Annotated in this window: 14 protein-coding genes; 8 read left to right on the forward strand and 6 right to left on the reverse strand. The window is 39.0% G+C overall.

Features of this window, described 5'->3' with window-relative positions; genetic code table 11:
- Positions 1-124: 124 nt before the first annotated feature.
- Together nudC and B2X33_RS06170 are read right to left on the reverse strand one after the other, a co-directional pair.
- Positions 125-922, reverse strand: a complete 798-nt coding sequence (nudC, locus tag B2X33_RS06165; protein ID WP_296020649.1) for an NAD(+) diphosphatase — start codon at positions 920-922, stop codon at positions 125-127.
- Positions 923-1,077: 155 nt separating this feature from the next.
- The gene (locus B2X33_RS06170; protein WP_296668385.1) at positions 1,078-2,100 is read right to left on the reverse strand and encodes an omptin family outer membrane protease; all 1,023 of its coding nucleotides are present in this window, start codon (positions 2,098-2,100) and stop codon (positions 1,078-1,080) included.
- Positions 2,101-2,212: 112 nt separating this feature from the next.
- Here B2X33_RS06170 and B2X33_RS06175 point away from each other — a divergent pair, with 112 nt between their 5' ends.
- The 4 genes from B2X33_RS06175 to B2X33_RS06190 all read left to right on the forward strand — a co-directional run bounded on the left by B2X33_RS06175 (position 2,213) and on the right by B2X33_RS06190 (position 6,150).
- Positions 2,213-2,815 (forward strand): phosphoribosyltransferase, encoded by a 603-nt coding sequence (locus B2X33_RS06175; RefSeq protein WP_296020632.1) that lies wholly within the window; start codon positions 2,213-2,215, stop codon positions 2,813-2,815.
- Positions 2,816-2,880: 65 nt separating this feature from the next.
- Positions 2,881-5,010: a hypothetical protein gene (locus B2X33_RS06180; protein WP_296668387.1), complete on the forward strand. Its 2,130-nt coding sequence runs from the start codon at positions 2,881-2,883 to the stop codon at positions 5,008-5,010.
- A 32-nt stretch (positions 5,011-5,042) separates the two neighbouring features.
- A complete protein-coding gene (gene rnhB, locus B2X33_RS06185; RefSeq protein ID WP_296020615.1) occupies positions 5,043-5,633 on the forward strand; it encodes a ribonuclease HII in 591 nt (196 codons plus the stop codon).
- Positions 5,634-5,724: 91 nt separating this feature from the next.
- Entirely contained in the window at positions 5,725-6,150 is a 426-nt protein-coding gene (locus B2X33_RS06190) for a DUF3276 family protein (RefSeq protein ID WP_296668389.1), read from the forward strand.
- A 185-nt stretch (positions 6,151-6,335) separates the two neighbouring features.
- Here B2X33_RS06190 and B2X33_RS06195 read toward each other — a convergent pair whose 3' ends face one another.
- The 4 genes from B2X33_RS06195 to tmk are packed head-to-tail and all read right to left on the reverse strand — an operon-like array spanning position 6,336 to position 10,013.
- The gene (locus tag B2X33_RS06195; protein WP_296668391.1) at positions 6,336-7,508 is read right to left on the reverse strand and encodes a cysteine desulfurase family protein; all 1,173 of its coding nucleotides are present in this window, start codon (positions 7,506-7,508) and stop codon (positions 6,336-6,338) included.
- 19 nt (positions 7,509-7,527) lie between these two features.
- A complete protein-coding gene (locus B2X33_RS06200) occupies positions 7,528-8,697 on the reverse strand; it encodes a 3-dehydroquinate synthase (RefSeq protein WP_296668393.1) in 1,170 nt (389 codons plus the stop codon).
- Between the two features lie 45 nt (positions 8,698-8,742).
- Positions 8,743-9,360 (reverse strand): DUF8513 domain-containing protein, encoded by a 618-nt coding sequence (locus tag B2X33_RS06205; RefSeq protein ID WP_414717811.1) that lies wholly within the window; start codon positions 9,358-9,360, stop codon positions 8,743-8,745.
- Positions 9,361-9,392: 32 nt separating this feature from the next.
- On the reverse strand, positions 9,393-10,013 hold the full coding sequence (tmk, locus tag B2X33_RS06210; RefSeq protein WP_296020582.1) for a dTMP kinase: 621 nt from the start codon (positions 10,011-10,013) through the stop codon (positions 9,393-9,395).
- A 239-nt stretch (positions 10,014-10,252) separates the two neighbouring features.
- Between tmk and B2X33_RS06215 the strand changes: the two genes are divergently transcribed.
- From B2X33_RS06215 to mutS, 4 genes are read left to right on the forward strand one after another with little or no spacing between them, the layout of a single operon-like run.
- Complete coding sequence (locus tag B2X33_RS06215) at positions 10,253-14,686, forward strand: hypothetical protein (RefSeq protein WP_296668396.1); 4,434 nt, start codon at positions 10,253-10,255, stop codon at positions 14,684-14,686.
- A gap of 51 nt (positions 14,687-14,737) precedes the next feature.
- On the forward strand, positions 14,738-17,173 hold the full coding sequence (bamA, locus tag B2X33_RS06220) for an outer membrane protein assembly factor BamA (RefSeq protein ID WP_296668398.1): 2,436 nt from the start codon (positions 14,738-14,740) through the stop codon (positions 17,171-17,173).
- Positions 17,174-17,196: 23 nt separating this feature from the next.
- Entirely contained in the window at positions 17,197-17,712 is a 516-nt protein-coding gene (locus B2X33_RS06225; RefSeq protein ID WP_296020567.1) for an OmpH/Skp family outer membrane protein, read from the forward strand.
- A gap of 6 nt (positions 17,713-17,718) precedes the next feature.
- Positions 17,719-20,385 (forward strand): DNA mismatch repair protein MutS, encoded by a 2,667-nt coding sequence (gene mutS / locus B2X33_RS06230; protein WP_296668401.1) that lies wholly within the window; start codon positions 17,719-17,721, stop codon positions 20,383-20,385.
- Positions 20,386-20,467 lie beyond the last annotated feature (82 nt).

The raw sequence follows: 20,467 nt of genomic DNA on the forward strand, positions 1-20,467 counted from the left end.
CTGCCACTATGTGGCAGGGATTGTAGGGGCGGCGCGGCCGTTCGCTTGCGAATGAAACCCCGAAAAGCCCGGTTTTTGCGAAGCAAAAAGCCACCCGAATTTCAAAGCTGCTTCCATTCTATAATCAAAATGATTTTTGTTCAAACAGTCCGTTTATAAGATTGTAGGCAACTGAGCCTGGAGGCGGAATTTTGGGGAGCTTGTCTAAGTCAAACCATTCTGCCTGCTTGAGTTCTTCTTCCTGTATTTTTATTTCGCCGCTTTCCCATTCGCAGTAAAAAGCGAGCATAAGCTGGTCTGGATAAGGCCATGCCTGGCTTCCTGCATAGCGGATATTTTTTACATTTAGACCGGTTTCTTCTTTTACTTCGCGGACAACTGTCTGTTCGATTGTTTCGCCTGTTTCGACAAATCCTGCAATGCACGAAAAAACGCCGTCGTTTCTGTTTTTGTGTTCTGCAAGAAGAATTTGCTTTTCTTTTTGGACTACGATTATTACGGCTGGTTCAAGCTGCGGAAAGTATTGCCGGTCGCAGTTTGGGCAGAACTTTGCGACAAAATGCTCGTCGTCTTTGAGCGGAAATCCGCAGTACGAGCAGAATCTCTTGTTTTTTCTAAAATTTAAAAGTCCTTTAGCACGCGAAGCCTTTGTTATTATTGAAGGATTTTGCCTTGATTCCCAAAAATAAGAGCGGAGCGCAATTTCCTGGCAGCCGGCAGGAACAGGACAGTCTTTTTCGAGCTCGACTGCCGAAAAATCGTATTCTTCATCGTTAAACCAGTCCGAAGCTACGTTTAGCTCAAAGCATCTTCTTAAAACATTTTCGTCTGGAAGATTGTTGTTTTGCAGGATTATGTTGTTTCCGCAAAAAATAAAATGGTCTTTAAGGTAAGATGTCAATTTTTTAGAAATTAGTGCCATATAAAAATAATATCACGGAAATTTGCCGCAGTGTAGAAAAAATTTATTGGAGCGCATTTTATTTTCTAACCGTCCCTGCACAGTTCCGCTTTTGCTCCATCCGCCATAAGGCGGACGCTTTCGCGCTGTTCCGGCACGGGCTAAGTTTTTTTTAATCACTCCATAAGTTTTACTGTGCAGCCGATTTTTGCTTTTATGCTTTTTAAAGTTGAGCTTGTCTTCTGCCCTAAGTCTATGTATTCGCCTTGGTATGAGCCTGAATGATAGTCTGAATAAAGGTCGCCGCGTCCGTTTTTTATGTTAAAAAGCGTTTCTAGTCCAAGATTTAAGTCAAAGCGTTTTGAAAGGCTTAGCGCTGTGTCTAAATTTATTTTTATGCTGTTAAAATACGAAATCTGTCTTTGCCTGTAGCGCTTCTTATACATTATCTTTGTGGATTTGTCCTGGGCGTAGTGTGTGTCTATTGAATAAAAATAACTTACTGGCGAGGCAAATAGCGAAAGCGCAAATTCGATTTTTTGCTCAGGCCTCAGCCTGAATTTAATTCCTGTCCACGAAAAAAAAGTGTGCCTTAAATAATCGATTTGCGCAAGCTTTGAGGTTTTTCCAGTTTCTGGATTGTAATACGGATAGTGTTTTGAAGAACTGTCATGCCACCAGTGCCTGCAGTCTTCGCTGTACCAGCCTTCTGCTCCTTTTTTTCTGTAAAAGGAATCGCAGCTGTATTCTGCGCTTAAAACTGGCGAAACTGTAAAATCTTTTGCTGCTTTTATGTCGTAAAAAAAACTTACTTCCGTCGAGTAATATTTCTTTGAAAAATTTGTTCCTTGCGAATAAGTTGTCTTCATCGAATAGTCGTTTGGGTTGAGCCAGTCAGAATCCCGCATTTGTCCGGAGTTTACATTTTGCGGCGCGGTCTCAAAATCTGCATTTAAGTTAAAGTTCTTAAATGCGGTTTTTAATTCTGCTCCATAAATAAAAAGTTTTCGTTCCCATTCGAGAAGGCTTATTTTTTTGTCGGAAGGAGAGCTATAGTAAAGCGTTTCTTCGAGAACGCCGTTTGCAAAGCCTGCGTATGGTTCAATTTTTATAAAGCTTTCTTTTTTTTGTGCGCAGATTGGCATTAAAAAAAACGTAATATATAGAAGAACATAGCTTGTTTTTTTGAAAGCGTGCATAATTTAATATATCAAAAATAATCGTTTATTGTAAAATTCATTTTTTACCGATAAAATGGTATAAATAAATTATAATGCCGTTTTTTCGGCAGTTTTTTTACAGAGGTTTTTTATGATTAAGGAATTTTTGCCTTACGATAAAGTTAGAAATGATGCCATAAAACTTGGCCATAAAATTTTGCAGGATGGTTTTGTTCCGGACATTATTTATACTTCGCTTCGTGGCGGAGCTTATATGTCGAACGTTATAAGTGAGTATTTTAAGCTCGCTCTAAAAGGCAAAAAACCTGTTTTGTATGCGGCTGTTGTTGCCCGCTCTTATACAGATATTAAGGAGCACGATTGTGTTCGTATTGACGGCTGGACTTATTCTCCTGAGTATCTTCGTCCTGGAGATAAAATCTTGCTTGTTGACGACATTTACGATTCTGGCCGCACGCTCAACTTTTTGGTTGAGGCATTGCTCGAAAAAGGTGTTCCGCGCGGCGATATAAAGGTTGTTGTTCACGATTATAAAAATTTTACATATAAAGAAACTCTTCCGATTAAGCCTGATTATTGGTGCCGTAAATTCGACATTAACAGCGAAAGCGATGACCGCTGGATTCATTATATGAGCCACGAGCTTGTAGGCTTAAAGCCGGAAGAACTTGAAAAGCATTACTACAGTCAGGATCCGGAATTAAAAGAGATTTTGAGCCCGTTCTTTAATTAAAGCAGATAAGGCTTTTTGCAAAGGTCTTGCCAAAAAATCTGTGTTAGCTGAATGAGAGATTTTTTATGAAGAAAAAGTTGGTTTTTACATTTTTTATTTTCAGTTTTTCAGTTTTTTGTTTTGCTCAAAGGATTATTTCGCCTGTCGCTGGAAATTTTTGCAACAAACAGCCGCTTGTGCTTGATGTCAGCGACGGCGCGGAGTGCTTTTATTCTCTTTCTGGAACAGATCCTCTTACTTCTGGCTTTGCTTATGACGGGCCTGTTTTGATTGATGCTTCTGGGCGCATAAATTTAAAAATAACTGCAATCCGTGGTGATTTAAAAGAAGAAATTGAAATAAATTACAATGTTCAGGAGCAAAATCCGTTTGAAGAAACTTCAGAAAACTTTTCTTTTATTAAAAATTGTGTAAATTCTGGCGTTTATTCGTATGAAAACGATAAACCGCTAGAGATTCCTTCTTCGTTTAGTTATTGCTTTGATGATGACAGGATTTTTTTAAAAGGCCAGAAACTTGTTCTTGATACGGAAAACTGCCTTTCAAGATATTTGCCGTGTCTTGTTTCTGATGGAAAAAATGAATGGCGTTTTGTAATTTTTATTTCTGGAAACCAGATTGGAACGCTTTCAAAATATTCAATTCCTTTTGAATTTAAAGACTGGAACAGTTTTTGCTTTACCGGCGAAAAACTTATATGGCAGCTTGATAACGGAGACTGGTCTGCTTCTAAGATTCCTGTAAACATTGACCGCAGCGCAAAGCATACTTTAAGATGGCAGAGCGTTGCCTTTGAAGCTGGAAACCCGGTCCAGTCTTTTGTAATTCCTGCAGAGCCTGAGATTGTTGTAAACGAAAAGACTGACAGTGCCGTAAATTTTTCGATTGACGGAGATTTGCGCTACAGAATGGAAATTGTTTCGACTGGCGTAAAAAATCAGCCGGAAAAAATAAACGGTCTTTTTACTTCTGCAACCTTTGACACTTTTGAAGGCGACTGCATTTCCGGGACTGCGGCTTTTGCTTTTTATGCTGACGGCGTTTTTTTGGGAACAAAAGAAAAAGAATTTTCTATAGATAAAAAGCCTCCTCATTCTCCTGAATTTAATGCGAATACAAAAAAATTTTATTCCAGGAACCCTGTTGAGCTTTCTATAAAAACTGAAGAAGGCGCAGAAATTTTTTATGCGGTAAGCAAACCTCTTAAAATTTCTGAGACTCTCGCTTCAAGTGCGCTTTCTGTGGATTCTCCTGAATTTCTTGAAGTAAAGGCTGACAAATTCGAAAAGTATTCTGATTCGTTTATGCTTGGAAGCATTGACGGCGCTGTTGTTTTTTACAAAGTTTGCGCATTTGCAAAAGACAAAAAAGGAAATGTGAGCAATTGCTCCGAATTTAGTGTAGTTATTGACGAAGATAATTATTATCTTGATTCTTCCGAGGTTGCCGGCGGTTTAGAAAATGCAGTTGATGAGGATTGTGACGGAACTGCCGAAAATCCTTTTAGGAGTTTTGAGCAGGCCTTAAAGGTTTTAAATTCCAGAAGATTTACTAAATTTTATGTGAACGGAACTTTTAAGCTTCCTTCTGGCGAAACCGTAATTTCTTCCAACTGTATGTTTTTGGCGCAGAAAAATTCTCAGATAGTTGTTCCTTCTGACGCAAATATCGTCGTGCGCAACGCAAGTTTTGAAGCGGACAACCTGCTTTTTAGGAAAAACCGCGAAAGCAACTGCGCGTCAAATTCAAAATTCTTTGTTTTGGAAAACTCGACAGCGCTTTTTAAAACTTCTGAATTTGCCGGCATTTTTGAAGAAAACGGAATTGGCTTTGACTGTAAAAATTCTGTGGTTGAATTTGACGGCTGCGGTCTGACTATGCAGTCGGATTCTTATGTTTGCGCATTGAGCGGACTTGATTCAAAAATTGCTGTAAAAAATAGCCGTATTTCGGCAGTTTCTCAGACTGCGGTTAATTTTTCTCTCAACGGCGGACAGTTTGACTTGACAGATTGTTCTTGCCGTGTAACTGCCCATCTTGGACGAATTGCCGAGCTTTGCGCGGTAAATGCAAGCCTTTCAAAAAATTCCTACATAGGCAGTTTGGAAAAAAAAGTGCGTGGAATTGTTCCTGTTTGGAGCGACAAGGATTCTAAAATTTTACAGAATATTGAAAATTCTTCGAGCGGATTTTAACAACGCTTTTATTTTTGCAGGTTTGGAATAAAATGATTTTGACTTGTGGTTTAGACGAAGCCGGCCGCGGACCTCTGGCAGGTCCTGTTTCTGCTGGCGCGGTAATTTTGCCAAGGAATTTTCCGTTTGAAATTTTAAATGATTCAAAAAAAATGACGGAAAAAAAGCGCGAAGCGGCGGAAAAACTTATAAAAGAAAAATCGTGCTGGGCTGTTTCCTTTGTTGATGAAAAAAAAATTGATGAAATAAATATTTTACAGGCAAGTATGCTTGCAATGAAAAATGCTTATGACGAAATGCTTAAAAAACTGCCTCTATGGCTGGAAGAAAACGGCTTTAATTTGTCAGAAAAAATTGAAATTAATGCAATTGCTGACGGAACTAAGTGCCCTGAAGTTTCGTGCGTTGTAAGGTGTGAGCCTAAGGCTGACGGAAAATACTGCGAAGTTATGGCGGCTTCGATTCTTGCAAAGGTTGCACGTGACAGGCTTATGCTTGAATACGATAAAAAATATCCTGAATACGGTTATGCCAAGCACAAAGGTTACCCGACAAAGGCGCATCGCGAGATTTGCAGAAAAATCGGGCCGAGTCCGATTCAAAGATTGAGTTTTAAATTCTAAGTTATAAAAATAACATAAAATAAAAGTCTGTTGATTTTATAGTTTAAAAACTTTATAGTTATTTGATATTACATTTTTAAGGAAGGAACTTATGGGTATCCGCGGGGAACTTTATACTACAGAAGTCGTTTTAGACAATCGTTCATATTTTTTCAACGTAAAGGAGAACCGCAGCGGCGACATCTTCCTTCAGATTGTTGAAAGCAAAAAAGGCGACGGCGCAGATTTTGACCGTCTTCAGATTTCTATTTTTCAGGAAGACATGCAAAAAGTTCTTGGTGGACTTGATTCTGCCTTGAGATTTATCGACAAAGAACAGAAAGCACGCAAAAAGGCCCGTGCAGAAAAAAAAGCTCTTAAGGCTGAAAAATACGGACCTAAGTCTGAAAAACGCATTTACCGCAAAAAAGGCGAAGAAGACAAACGCCTTCCTGACGGCATTAAGCGCACTGGAAAAGTAATTCACATAAAATCAAAGACAGAGCCTGCTGCAGACAACTCTTCTGATTCAGAATAAAAATAATGTAAATATTAGGTTCAATTTCGAGTTTTAGATTTTACTGTCATTGCCGTGCTTGACACGGCAATCTTGCCTAAAAAAGCGCAAGGGATTATCGTGGCAAGCCCGATAATGACAAGAAAATTCAAGAAATCATAAAACTCGACATTCCAATCGGGCGCGGTGAATGTTGCCCTAAAAATCTACAGAAAAACTTTGCAGATATCTTCGACCGCAACAAAAAGTTTTGCGATTGCGTCTGGAGTTGTGAGCGGACCAAAACTAAACCTTACAGCCGTGTCCTGAATGTCGCGGCTTATGTTCATTGCGGCTAGAACCGGGCGGTTTTGCTTTTTTGCCGAGCATGCGCTTCCTGTCGAAATGCAAAAACCTTTTGCATCGAGTGCGCGTACCATAACGTTTCCTGGAATTCCTTTGAACGCGGCTTGAAGAACATACGGGCTGAAAAGTTTTTGCGTGCTGTCAGATGTGTCGGCGCGAATGGCTGGTACGAGCGTGCAGTTTGGGAGCGATTTTAGCGATTCGATGAAGTTTTTTACGGCTGTCTTTTGTTCTTCAAAGTTGAGAGGCACGTAATATTTTTCGAGGCATTTTGCAAAGGCGATTGCGCCGAAGAGATTTTCTGTTCCTGAGCGGATGTTTTTTTCCTGGCCGCCGCCTGTTAAGAAAGGCTTTATGTCTTTTTTTAAAACCAGAATTCCAATTCCTCGCGGACCGCAGATTTTATGTGCGCTTAAGGCTGCGCTGTCTATTCCCGGATAGTTGAGGCTGAGAGGAATTTTTCCTGCTGCCTGAACGCAATCAACGTGAAAATGCGGCCGTCTTTTTCCTTCTGTTTTTTCTGTAATTTTGTCTGCAATCTCGTAAATCGGCTGTATGCAGCCAGTTTCGTTATTTACCGCCATTACTGTTACGTAAAGTATGTCGGAAGTGATTTTTTCTGCGATTGAATCTGCGCTTATAAAACCGTTTTTGTCCGGGTTTACGGTGATTATTTCAAATCCATGTTTTTTTAAGATGGCGGTCTGTTCTCTCAGTGCAGGGTGTTCGATTCCGCTTATGATTATGCTTCCCCGTTTGCCTTGAGAGTCGGCTTCGCGGTTTAAAAGCGAAAGCAGAGGAATGTGGTCGCTTTCTGTTCCACCGCTCGTGAAAAAAACTTCTTCTGGTTTTACACCGATTACTTTTGCTGCAAGTGTGCGTGCGTTTTCAAATGCAATCCGCGCCTTTTGTCCTTCGGAGTGTACGGCAGAAGGATTTGCGCCGGCTTCGAGGGATTCTTGCAATGCCTGAGTTAAAATTTCAGGGTCGGCTGGAGATGTTGCCGCCCAGTCAAAATATTTTGAAATATCCATTTTTATTTATTCTCACTTTTTACAGAACCGAAAGAACGGCTTTTTCATCGGCTTCTGTTATGACAGTTTCTCCGACATCTTCCTGCAAAACGAAGCGCACTTTGCTTGAAGCATTTTTTTTGTCTTTTTTCATTGCCTCAAAAAGCGAGAGCGCGGCTTCTTTTTCCGAAGCGAATTTTCCGTTGAGGGCAGAATGCAGAGGCTGAGTTTCCCATCCGAAAGAAGAGAGAACTGTTTTTACTGTCTGAACGTAATTTTCTGTGCACAGTCCTATTTTTTTTGAAAGTTCTGCTGCACGGGCTATTCCCCAGGCAACTGCATCTCCGTGGCTTACTTTTCCAAGTCCTGCTCTGGTTTCGAGCGCATGTCCAAAAGTGTGTCCGAGGTTTAGCTGCATGCGGATATTTTTTTCGGTTAAATCCTGTTCAACTACAGCGGCCTTTGCATTTACACAAATTTTTATCATTTCTTCAACGAGCGGATCTTTGCGGTTTTGCAGAATTTCTGGTTTTGAAGCGAGTTTTCCAAAAAGTTCCTTTGAATAGAGAAGGGCGGTCTTTACTACTTCTGCCATTCCACTGCGGTATTCGTTTTCTGGAAGCGACTGAATGAATGAAGGAATTATGTGAATTTTCTGCGCTGGAAAGAAAGAGCCTATCATATTCTTGTATGAATCAAAGTCGCAGCCTGTTTTTCCTCCGATTGCAGCGTCGACCATCGAAAGAAGAGTTGTCGGTACAAGTTCGCATGTTGCGCCGCGCTTAAAGATTGAAGCGGCAAAAGCTGTCATGTCGGTAATTACGCCGCCGCCGATTCCTGTAAAAACTGCGGAACGTTTTGCGTTTGAGTCGATTGCGGCCTTGCATATTGCGAGAACGCTTTCGATTGTTTTAAATGGTTCTCCGCTGCCCAAAATCAAGAGAATGTCTTTTCCTCGTGTGCCGGTAAAACCGTTTTCGATTTTTGGCTGGCTGTAGTTTTCTCCGCGGAAAAAATTTATAAACGGCTGCATTTGTTTTAGCGAAGCTACATTTGTGTCTGTCACAAAAATCCGTTGAGGAGAGTCTTCTTTTTCTGATGAATAAAAAATAGAATTTAAATCCGGCTCTCCGCCGTAAAAACGTATAAAAGTTCTGTCAGTGCCTGGATTCACTGGCGGGTAAGAGATGTCTTTTTCTTCAAACTGCATGATTTTCTATTTTATCGAAAATCGCTTTTGTTTTAAAGTAAAATTCTAATACGTTTTGTCTGTCATGTTTTCAAATTCGGAAATATTTTTCTGAACACGCGCAATTTCCCGGTTTAAAATCTTTTCGTAATTTAATTTTCCGTTTCCAATTCTTTCGCGTTCGTCTTCCCAGTTTTGAATGTCTGTTAAGGTTAAAAACTGAAACCTTTTTACGTTTGCTTTTTCTGCCCAAAGCTTTGCTTCCTGCCAGTAGTAAAGTCCTGCCTGATAGCAACTGAGTGTTTTCTGTAAATTTTCAATGTAAATGTCTTTCCATGGCGCGTCGTAAAATTTTACGTTTTTTTTGTCGTAAATTCTTCCGAGCCTCATATGCTGCTCAATAAGTTTTAGGTTTATGTGCATCATAAAAAGATAGCGGTATTTTTCCCAATCTTTTTCGTTGTCGATTTTTACATTTGCATAGAGCGGATTGCAAAAATCGGCCTTTACGGCCTGCTCAAGCCAGTAAATGTTTTCCATGACATCGTCTGGATACTGCTGGTAATGAACATGAAAAAGCTTGTAATAATCTTCTTTGTATTTGACCATGTAGGCAGAAGATTTTTGAGGTGAGAATATAAAAAAACTGGCCGCAAAGAAAACTAGCGCAAAAAATCTTTTCACGTTTTTATTGTCGGCATTTTTTTTGTGAGTTTTTACAGCAGTTTTGAAAGTTCCTGCCAGATTTGCGCGCTTACCTCTTCTTTTGATTTTGATGCATCCAGACGGACGATTTTCATTCCTGTGTTTTTTGCTTCGTATTCGTCCATAAGCTTTTCGTAACGTTCTTCTGTCGCCTTTAAAAAGTCTATTTTTTCGTAAATTTCACGTTCTCCGCGGGCATCGACTCTTTTAAGGCTGATTTCTGGAGAAATTTTAAAAAAGAAAAGAATTTGCGGAAGCGGGAAAGTCGAATTTAGAAGGCGAGGAAGCTCTTCTCCGCAGGTTACGCTTTGGTATGTCAGACTCGAAAAAAAGTATCGGTCGCTTATGACGATTTTTCCGTCGGAACATTTTTTTTCGATTCCGCAGTTTGAGCCGCTTTTTCCCCAAAGATGTTCTGCGCGGTCTGCCGCAAAAAGGTATGCGCTTGTCCGTGGATCAAGTTCAACATTGCCTTTTAAAACAGTTCTTAAGAATTTTCCTACAGGTGAGTCTGTCGGTTCTGCCGTAAAGAAAAATCTCCCGGCTTCTTTTTTTTCTTTTAAGACATTGATTTGCGTTGAAGTTCCTGCTCCGTCGATTCCTTCAAATACAACAAAATTTTTTAAAATCATAATTCCTGAAAAACTCCAGTTTTTTTTAGAGCGGTTGTTTTAATTTGTTGTATTGCAATAAGTTAAAACTTGCAGACATTTCTAGGAAAATCAGCTTGAATGAGTTTTTAGATCTGTCCCACTACTAAAAAAATCAAAAATAAAGTAAAGTGTTAGTCTATGGAAAGTTCTGAATATTGAAAAAAATTAAAACTTTCTGAAAGCCATTTTGCCGTTAAAACAGAGACTGTTCAAGTCAGATGAAGTCGAGAATTCTAAAAACCAGCATTGGAAGCATTATTTTTCTCCTGCTCGTAATTGCAGTTATTGCGTTGATTTTTCCAACATACAAAAAAATCAATGCCGCTGTTTCTGTCGGTGTTTTAAAAATTACTCAAAAAATTGAAGAAAAAACGGGAATTGAGATTTCATACGAAGCTCTTTCTCCTTCGATTCTTTCTGGCATCAGTTTAAAAAATATCAATTTAAAGGATTCTGCGACGCAAAAGCAGCTTGTTCAGATTAACAGCGCTGTTCTTTCGTATAATTTTCGTGATTTTTTTTCTAAGCAGCCTTTGAATGCAGTAAAATTTTTGATTTTGGACGGTTTAAAAATTGAATATGATGCCGTAAAAGACGGGGATTTGCTCAAAAATCTTTCTGGAATTTTCGAAAAAAGCGATGATGAGAAAAATCAATCAAAAAAACACAAATCTTCTTCCAAAAAATTTATAATTGACGGAAAAGAAATCAATATTCCTTTTAACATTCAATTTAAAAATATCAGTCTTCATTTTGTCGATTCAAAAAACGATTTTCTTGCAATTGCAAAAACCGTAACTTTTGAACAGTCGCCGCTTGCTAAAAACAGCCTCAAAATAAAAACTTCCGGACGTCTTGAATTTAAATCTGAACTTTTAAAAAGTGATGGCAATCGAAAACTTGTTGCCTGTGGTTTTGAGCTTTCAGGAAACTTTTTTAAAAATCTCGAAGGAAGTTCTTTTCTTTTAAAGCTTTCAGAAATAAACCGCGCCGATTTTACGATTTCTAAAATTGATTTTCTTCTCAACTATGCGGATTCAAAGCTTGCGCTCAGAACGATGCGCTCGGCTTTTCCGTTTTCTGTGCAGCTTGAGGCGAATTTTAAAAATCAGGAGCTTTCGTTTGACGCTCAGTCCAGGAAATTTGAACCTTTAAAACTTATAAAAGTAAAAAATCCATTTCCTCTTTATAAAAAATTTATCGAAACAAAATTTTCTGGAACTATAAAAGCTAAAACTTCGTTTTTGACAAAAGAAGATTTCTTTAATTCTGGATATTTAAAAATTGACGGCGACTGTAATTTTTCTGAAAGAATTGCCGGAAGCCAAGTCGTCCTTTCTTATGATGTTGAATGTAAAAATCAGGTTTTAAAAGTCAATAAATTTGAGGCTGACGGAAAACCTGTAAATTTTGATTTGAACGGCGAGCTCAGCTTAAAAACTCTGGAGCCTTCGTTTGTTTTGAGCATTCCGCGTTTTCAGCTTTCAAATGGCGGAATTTTACAGACTGAACTTTACATAGAGCCTTACAAAAACGGTTTTATGTGCTTTGCTCCGCAGCTTTTTATGGACGAAAAAAGCTTGACTGCCATTCAGTTTACGCTTTTGCCGTCTGAAAAGTCCGTGGATTTTAGCTTTGAATGCGATGATTATTCTCATGCCGAATACGAAAAAAGTGCAAAAATTGTTGCCGAAGGCAGTTTTTTGAACGAGACGGAAAAGTTTTTGCAGGCTTCGGTTTCTATCAGCGATATGTTTTTGGACAGCGTAATCGATGCGGTTGCATTTTTTGTTCCCGAAGAAAAAAAGGCTTTTCTTGCAAATATTTCAAAATCGGCTGGAACTTACATTTTTTCCGACGAAATTTATTTTACGACGGATTTTAAAAGTTTTTCGTTCAATTCGCCTTATTTTCTTTTGGCAAACACAGCAAAGGAAAAACAGCTTCTCACCTTTGCCATTGATGGTTCTTCAGAAACCATAACCTTGAGTTCTCTCGATTTGCAATATGGAAAACAAACTGCGCATGCTACCGCTGGAATTGATTTTTCAAATGGACTTTCTGATTTTAATTTTTATACCGACCTTGTTGTCAATTCTCTGCCTTTTAGTTTTAGAGGCGCGTTTTCTCAGAATTTTTTGAATATTTCGGGCGATTACAATTTTAATGCGGCTTTTTCGTTTGAAAAAAATATTTTTGGTTCTGTAGAGTTTACGGCTTTGCCTGTTTCGTTTGGAAAAAATATTTTTTCTACTTCCTTAAATACTTCTTTTTCGTGGAATGAAGTTTCTGGAATTGAAGTTGAAATAAATAATTTTGATATTGATGAGCCTTATGGTTCTCTTCGTTTGCATCCGCACCTTGCTTTTACCGGTTCTGCAAATAAATACGGTTTTGTAATGAACAAGCTCGCATATTCGGATGCGGCTTCTGCTCTTGACGGAAGAATGAATGTAGTTTGGAGCCTTAACGATGGAATTTTTGACTCGATTATAGTCGATTTGAATGCAAAAAGCATTTTAAATTCGGAAAAAATAAGCCTTAATGCCGAAGTCCGCAATCTTGAAAAAAAACTTTTGACTTTGGACAATTTGAAAAACGATTTTTATGTCAGTGCTCAAGGAAATCTTTCTGATTTTCCTGCCGCGAGATTTTTTGCTGACCAAAATTCAACAAACAAAATAAATGCAGAGTTTTCGCTATCTGGAACACCTGCAAATCCTTTTGTTTCGCTAAATTTGCAGAGTTCTTCTATAAATTTTGCCGGTTATCCATGCGTTTTTTCAGGAAATGCTGTTTATGACGATACAGGACTTTCTGTTTCAGAACTTAACGCTGGCTGGGGAAAATTTTCGCTTTCGGATTTTTTTGCTAACTTTAACTTAAAGAATTTTTCTGGAAATTGTACTGCGGTATTAAAAGGAAATTTTCTTGAACTTGATTTTAACATTCCAGTAAAAAGCTCGATAAATTGTTTTGCCCATGGAAATTCTCCTTTCAAAAATTTTGTTGCGACTGTCAAAAGTGAAAAAATGACAGGTTCTTTTTTCCCGACTGAACAAAAACTCGACTTAAAAATTACAAAAAGCGACGATGTTATAGATTTTGTTTCTGAAAATGGAAGGGGAATTTCTGGAACTTTTGTTGCAGGACAGGTTTTGTCAGTAAAATCCGGACCTGCTTCTCCGCTCAGCTTTAATTTGAACGGTTCTATAATTCACAATCAGCTTGATTTGAACATAAAAAACATAAATGCCGACATGAAGACTTTTTGCCAGGCTTTCAGCATTCCTTTTGTAAGATTTACAGGCGGAAAACTTTCTGGAGCAGTAAAAATAGGCGGTCTTACAACTGACCCGGAATATACAGGTTCCATTGTTATTTTAAATCCTGAATTTTATGTTCCAATAATTTCAAAAAAACTTTTCCGGTCTGAAAAGGTAATTGCGCTTGCTTCTCAAAATCATTTTATCGTAAAGCCGACTTTATTCACCGTAGAAAAAAATTCTGTGAGCGTTGGCTTGAACATTGAGTTTGACCGCTGGAAAATCGGCTCTCTTGACTGTCCGGTTGAAAGCCCTCGAGGTCAGTTTATTCCTGTTGATTTAAAGCTTCCTTTGGTTCATTACAAGGGTTTTGCCGCATTTGAAAAATTTTTGGTTCACATGACGACGGATACTGTCGGTTTTTCAGGAAAAATCTTTGGCGAACGTGCAGAAATTGAAATTATCCGTGACGGTTTGAACATGGAGCATACAAAAAAAACGCCTTTTGACTTTCTTGTAGACCTTAAGCTTCAGGTAAAAAATAAAGTTCAAATTCTCTTAAATCCTCTGCTGCGCGGTCTTATTGTGCCTGACAATTATCTTGACCTTTATATTGATACTTCGACGGGCGACCTTTCTGCAAAAGGAGAAGTAAACCTTCGTGGAGGCGAAATTGTCTGGCTCAACAGAAGTTTTTATATGAAGGAGGGAAAAGTTGTATTCAACGAATATAATGAACTTTTTGATCCTCGAATTACTGTTCGCGCAGAAACCCGGGAGCGCGATGAAAACAATAATCAGGTGACAATAACTTTGTCGGCAAGTCAGCAGGCCTTGAGTCAGTTTAATCCTCGCTTTACTGCAACTCCTGCAAAGTCTGAAAACGAAATTATGGAGCTTTTGGGGCAGGTTATTTCTGGAAATTCTGAAAATGTTGCTTCTCTTGCAATGGCAGGCGGAGACTATCTTATGCAGGCAACGGTAATGCGTACTGTAGAGAATACATTGCGTGAATTATTGAATTTTGATATATTTTCCGTTAGAACAAATATCCTTCAAAACGCTGTAAAGCAAAGTCTTGATAAGAATTCTGCCGGCAAGCAGTTATCTTTCAGTAACTTTTTTGACAATTCGGCTGTTTATGTAGGTAAGTACTTTGGTAGTGCAATGTATGTTGATGCTTTAATGCACTGGAGTTATGACGAAACAAAGGCAAAGGACGAAGATTCCGTTCGTGGACTTGTGCTTCAGCCTGAATTTGGTTTTGAAATGTCTTCACCGTTCGTTAATATAAGGTTTGGGGTTTCTCCGGATCTGGAAGCAATCAAAAACAGTCTGTGGATTCCTTCAACGTCTGTTACATTGTCTTGGAAGCACTCATTTTAAAATGTTCATAATAACTGAATATGACTAAATTTCTTGGCAATTGGAGTTAATATGTCTTTCAAGCGTTTTAATTTCGCTTTAATTTTTTGTGCGGCAATCTGCGTTTTTGCACCTTGTTTTGTTTCTGCTCAGGAGAATGACAAAGTAACAGAATCTGATGAAAACTGGTTTTATGGAAAACTTATAAAATCAATTTCTTTTAAGAATTTAAAATCTGTAGATTCAAAAGAGCTTGAAGGCGTAACTAGCGGCTTTATCGGAAGGAAATTTTCCGATGAGGTTTTTGGAAATCTTTTGGACAGAATTTATGCGCTCGATTTTTTTGATGAAATAAATCCTGAGGCTCTTCCGGGCGATGCTAAGAAAAATACAGTTTCGATTGTATTTTCTGTAACTGAGCGTCCTGTTGTAACTAGAATTACATTTTCCGGAAACCGCCAGATTCGTACTACAGAATTAAAAGAGGCAGTTTCGCTTAAAGAAAAAGATATTTTTGTTGAAGGCAAGATGCTTGTCGATGAGCGTTCTGTGCGCGATGTTTATCTTGGAAAAGGTTTTACTAATGCCCGCGTAACTGCAAGCTCAAAGCAGACCCCAAAAGGCGTTGAAGTTAATTTCAAAGTTGATGAAGGCCGTTCGACTGTAATTGCAAAACTGGATTTTCGTGGCAACAAAGTTATATCGAGCAGAACTTTAAAAAGCAAGCTTACGCTCAAAGAGGCAGGTTTAATCAATAAAGGCGCATTCCAGGAATCTGAGCTCGAGGCAGACAAGCAGGCGATTACGGCTTATTACCAGAATTTGGGTTATATAGATGCAGAAGTTATCGATGTTACAAAAGAAACTGCTATAAACGAAAAGAAAAACCGAGATGAGCTTACAATCACATTTGTTATTGTTGAAGGCTCGCAGTATACTTTTGGCGGAATGACTTTTAAGGGAAATATTATTTTTCCGAGCGAAAAGCTTAATTCTTTTGTAAAGCTTAAGACTGGCGCGGTTTATAGTCAGCAGAAATATCAGGAATCGGTTATGGCGATTGCCGATTTATACTACGAAAATGGCTACACTTCAAACCGTTTTCAGCCAATTCCTATGAAAGACACGAACAATAAAGTTATTTCGTATGAATTTCATATTACAGAAAGCGTGCGGAGCCATGTAGAAAGCATTTCCATAAAAGGAAATACGCGCACAAAAGAGGAAATTATTCGCCGTGAAATTCCGATTGAAAGCGGCGACATTTTTTCTAAGGCAAAACTTACTACAGGTCTTAGAAATCTGTACAACTTGCAGTATTTTAGCGCAGTTGTGCCTGACGTTGCGCCTGGTTCTGAAGAAAATCTTGTAAACCTTGTTTTTTCTGTAGACGAGCAATCTACTACTTCTATTGAATTCGGCGTTACTTTTTCTGGTGTTTCTGATCCGGACGACCTTCCGTTTGCTCTTTTTGTAAAATGGCAGGATTCTAACTTCCGCGGAAGTGGAAAATCTATCAGCGCAAGTTCTACGATTGCAACTGACGAGCAGTCTGTTTCTTTGAGTTTTGGAGAAAACTGGCTTTTTGGAATGCCGATTTCTTCATCAATAAGCACTAGTTTCTCTCATTCGCAGAATACTGCGCTTATGCTTGAACTTGCTGACAACGAAGACAGTTTAAATTCTGACGATTATTACATGGATTATGAACGCTGGGTTTGGAGCCTTGGTTTTTCTCTTGGAAGAAGATGGACTCCAGTCTGGGCTATTCTTTCGCTTTCTGCCGGAATCAACGGAAGTCTTATAAACAATGTTTATGACGAAGTTTATATTCCTGTTGATTCGACTATTGCTGAGTATTCTAACAAATGGGGTTGGCAGAATTCTATTTGGTCTGCTTTTTCTGTTGATGACCGCGATATAAATTACGATCCTTCAAAAGGCTGGTTTGCAAGTCAGCGCCTTACCTGGTACGGGCTTATGCCTTTTGAAACAGAATTCTTTTTGCGTTCGGATACAAAGGCTGAAAAATACTTTACCCTGTTCAATTTGCCGGTTACAGAAACATGGAACTGGAAAATGGTTTTTGCCGCATATTCCGGTCTGAGCCTTCTTTTCCCGGCGTCTGATTCGGGAATTGGAAATTCAAGCAAAGTTTACATTGACGGTATGTTTAACGCCCGCGGATGGACAAATATCTATAATAAGCACAGAGGCCGTGCGCTTTGGAGCAATATTCTTGAATTACGTATGCCGATTGTTCCTGGAGTTTTGGCAGTAGACTGGTTTGGTGACGCTGCTGTAATAAAGAATTCGCCTTATGAACTCTTTACAAATACAGGAATTTCGGACTTTTACTTTAGTACAGGTCCTGGACTGCGTTTTTCAATCCCTCAGTTCCCATTGCGTCTGCTTTTTGCAAATACATTCAAAATGGATGAGAATTATAACGTAACTTGGGAAAATAACTGGAAATTTGTACTTTCATTCAATATTACGAATAAATAATTGCGTTTTGAGGTTGTTTTAAAATGAAAAAAATTGTTTTTGGTTTTGTTTTTTCTTTTTTCGTTGTTTTTGGACTTTCTGCCCAGCAGATTACGCGTTTTGGTGTTGTTGATACTGCCAGAGTTTATCAGGCATATTTTAGAAATTCGGCTCCAGTTCGCAATTACGAGTCTAAAAAAGCCGAATTCCAGACCGAAATTAACAAACGGACAGAAGAAATTCAAAATCTCAAGAATCAAAAAGTTGATTTTCAGAAAAACAATAATTCTGCAGCGGTAAGCCGTCTTGATGCAGAAATTACCAGAAAAACAGACACTCTTACGGAATATACGAACGCAAAAAATGTTGAGCTTGAATCGCTCAAAAAAAATCTTCAGAATTCAGATTCTTTTTACAAAAAACTTTATGGCGTTTTGGAAAAAGTTGCAGAAAATGAAGGTTATTCGATGATTTTGAGTTTGCAGCAGGCGAATGCTGTTTTGTGGTATAGCCCTTCGGTTGATATTACTGAAAAAGTTATTGCCGAATTAGGAATATAACACAAAATGCCAAAAGACAAGGTTGTTGCAGGAAAAATTCAGAAACGTTCCGAAAGCGCAGAATTGACACCGCTCATGGTTCAGTACCAGAGCATAAAAGATGAATATCGCAACGAAGTTCTGTTTTTTCGTCTAGGCGATTTTTACGAGATGTTCAATGAAGACGCCTTGGAAATTAGCCGTCTTTTAAATCTTACACTTACTCATCGTGCACAGCATCCTATGTGCGGAATTCCGTATCATGCCGCAAAAATTTACATTGCACGTCTTTTAAGGCTTGGAAAAAAAATTGCAATCTGCGAGCAGGTTGGAGAAATCGGAAAAGGCAAGACAATTGCCGAGCGAAAAGTGATAGAAATCATAACCCCGGGAACTGCGATTGAAAGTGAATATCTTGAAGGCGGCGTAAATAATTATCTTGCATGTTGCGCGGTAAAAAAAAATGAAGTTGGCTTTGCCTATATTGATGTTACTACTGCCGATTTTTACGCAACAAGCTGGAATAAAAAAGAAATGGCGGATAATTTTGCAAAGGAACTCGGCCGTTCCAATCCTCGTGAGCTTCTTTTGCCTGAAACTCTGCGCTGCGACAAAACAGTTGAAGAAATAATCGCCCAGAATTCAAATATTGCGGTTTCTTATTATCCTGAATGGAATTTTGATTCTTCTCTTTCTTACAAAAGACTTAACAAACAGTTTGGAACACAGAATCTGCGTTCTTTTAATTTGACCGAAGAAAGTGCGGAAGTTGGACCTGCCGGATTTTTGCTTGACTATCTTATGCGGACAACTTCGACAAATGCTCCTCATGTAAGCGGAATAAAAGTTTACCGTGACTGTGAATACGTCGTAATGGATGATTCTTCTCGCCGAAATCTTGAAATTACGGAAAATTTAAGGGACGGAAGTTTCCAGTATTCACTTTTGGAATGTGTTTCCCATACGCAGACTGCAATGGGCAAGAGGCTCTTGGTAAACTGGCTTAACTATCCTTTGACCGATGCTCAAAAAATTGCTTCCAGACAGGAGCATATTGCTCTTTTTGTAAATAACCGCAGGCTTTTAGATGCAGTTAGGCAGAATTTTTCTTCTGTTCTTGATATTGAAAGGCTTGCTGCAAGAGTCGCAATGGAGCGTGCCCATGCAAAAGACTTGCAGGCTTTAAAATCGAGTCTTTCCGTATGGCTTAAAATCCGCGTTTTGATTGAAGATTATGATTTTTCTGTTTTGCCGGCGGATGAAGCTAAGCAGATAATTGAACTTATTGATTCGGCGATTTTGGAAGATCCGGCGACTTCTATTACGGAAGGCCGGATTATAAAATCTGGCTGGTCAAAAGAGCTTGACCATTGGCGCGACATTCAGTGCAATTTTAACAAAATTCTTGAAGAATACGCCGAAGAAGAAAAATCAAAAACTGGAATTTCTAACCTGCGGATAAAAAACAACAACAATGCAGGCTATTACATTGAAGTTACAAAAGGAAAACTTCAGCAGATTCCTGGGCATTTTATAATGCGCCGTTCTCTTTTGAATGCGGAACGCTATACGACTGAACGGCTTCAAGAACTTGAACACGAATTGAACGAAGCTGGCACAAAAATTGTTCAGATTGAGCGTGATTTATTTATCGAAATACGCTCCCAGATTGCAAAACTTGTTCCGTATCTTTTGCAGACTTCCAGAGAAATTGCATACACAGATGTAAGCTCAGCGCTTGCATATTCTGCCGTTCTTCATGGCTGGATTCGTCCGGTTGTCGATGATTCTACGGTTTTTGAAGTTGAAAATGGACGCCACCCTGTCGTTGAAATGCATCTTCCTGCCGGCGAATTTGTTCCGAATGACCTTTCGATTTGTTCGCCACAAGATTTTTCTGAAAAATGCTCAACTTCTTTTTCGTTGATTACAGGTCCGAACATGGCCGGAAAATCAACATTTTTGCGTCAAAATGCGCTGATTGCGCTTTTGGCTCAGACAGGCTCTTTTGTTCCGGCTTCTTCTGCGCGCATTGGAATTGTCGATAGAATTTTCTGCCGTGTTGGAGCAAGCGACAACCTTGCCCGCGGAGAATCGACTTTTTTGGTCGAAATGACAGAAACGGCAAATATTCTCCGTTCTGCAACGGAAAAATCTCTTGTAATTATGGACGAAGTAGGGCGGGGAACTTCGACGGAAGATGGACTTTCGATTGCCTGGGCAATTAGCGAATATTTGCTGAACACGATAAAGTGCAAAACTCTTTTTGCTACTCATTATCACGAGCTAACAAGAATGAACCACTCTGCGCTAAAACTTTTGTGCATGGCTGTTGCTGAAAATTCTGGCGATGTAGTTTTTTTGAGAAAAATAAAGGAAGGAGCAAGCGAAAACTCTTACGGTCTGCACGTTGCAAAACTTGCCGGCGTTCCACAAAGCGTAATTTTAAGAGCTGAGGAAATTCTTGCGCATTTGCAAAAATCCGCTGGAGAAAAACCAGTCCTGCCTTCCGAAATAAAAACCGAAATTTCCGGCGAAAAAGAAAAATCGCATTTTAGCCAGAATTTGCCTGGACTTTTTTCTGACGAGGAAATGGTTTTGGACGAAATCCTTTCTGCTGATCCGGAAAATATGACTCCGCTCCAGGCTCTTGAGCTTCTTGCCCGCTGGAAAAAATCACTTTCTGGAAGATAGTTTTATTTTTGGAATAAAAAATGAATTTTAAAGAGCGCGCTGAAAAATTAAAAACAGATGTTCCTGCCGTCTGTCTGGCTTT

This window comes from Treponema sp. UBA785, assembly GCF_002297065.1.
Classification (GTDB): domain Bacteria; phylum Spirochaetota; class Spirochaetia; order Treponematales; family Treponemataceae; genus Treponema_D.

Coding starts and splice junctions, on each gene's coding strand:
- nudC (WP_296020649.1), bottom strand. CDS start 922: ATGGCACTAATTTCTAAAAAATTGACATCTTACCTTAAAGACCATTTT.
- B2X33_RS06170 (WP_296668385.1), bottom strand. CDS start 2,100: ATGCACGCTTTCAAAAAAACAAGCTATGTTCTTCTATATATTACGTTT.
- B2X33_RS06175 (WP_296020632.1), top strand. CDS start 2,213: ATGATTAAGGAATTTTTGCCTTACGATAAAGTTAGAAATGATGCCATA.
- B2X33_RS06180 (WP_296668387.1), top strand. CDS start 2,881: ATGAAGAAAAAGTTGGTTTTTACATTTTTTATTTTCAGTTTTTCAGTT.
- rnhB (WP_296020615.1), top strand. CDS start 5,043: ATGATTTTGACTTGTGGTTTAGACGAAGCCGGCCGCGGACCTCTGGCA.
- B2X33_RS06190 (WP_296668389.1), top strand. CDS start 5,725: ATGGGTATCCGCGGGGAACTTTATACTACAGAAGTCGTTTTAGACAAT.
- B2X33_RS06195 (WP_296668391.1), bottom strand. CDS start 7,508: ATGGATATTTCAAAATATTTTGACTGGGCGGCAACATCTCCAGCCGAC.
- B2X33_RS06200 (WP_296668393.1), bottom strand. CDS start 8,697: ATGCAGTTTGAAGAAAAAGACATCTCTTACCCGCCAGTGAATCCAGGC.
- tmk (WP_296020582.1), bottom strand. CDS start 10,013: ATGATTTTAAAAAATTTTGTTGTATTTGAAGGAATCGACGGAGCAGGA.
- B2X33_RS06215 (WP_296668396.1), top strand. CDS start 10,253: ATGAAGTCGAGAATTCTAAAAACCAGCATTGGAAGCATTATTTTTCTC.
- bamA (WP_296668398.1), top strand. CDS start 14,738: ATGTCTTTCAAGCGTTTTAATTTCGCTTTAATTTTTTGTGCGGCAATC.
- B2X33_RS06225 (WP_296020567.1), top strand. CDS start 17,197: ATGAAAAAAATTGTTTTTGGTTTTGTTTTTTCTTTTTTCGTTGTTTTT.
- mutS (WP_296668401.1), top strand. CDS start 17,719: ATGCCAAAAGACAAGGTTGTTGCAGGAAAAATTCAGAAACGTTCCGAA.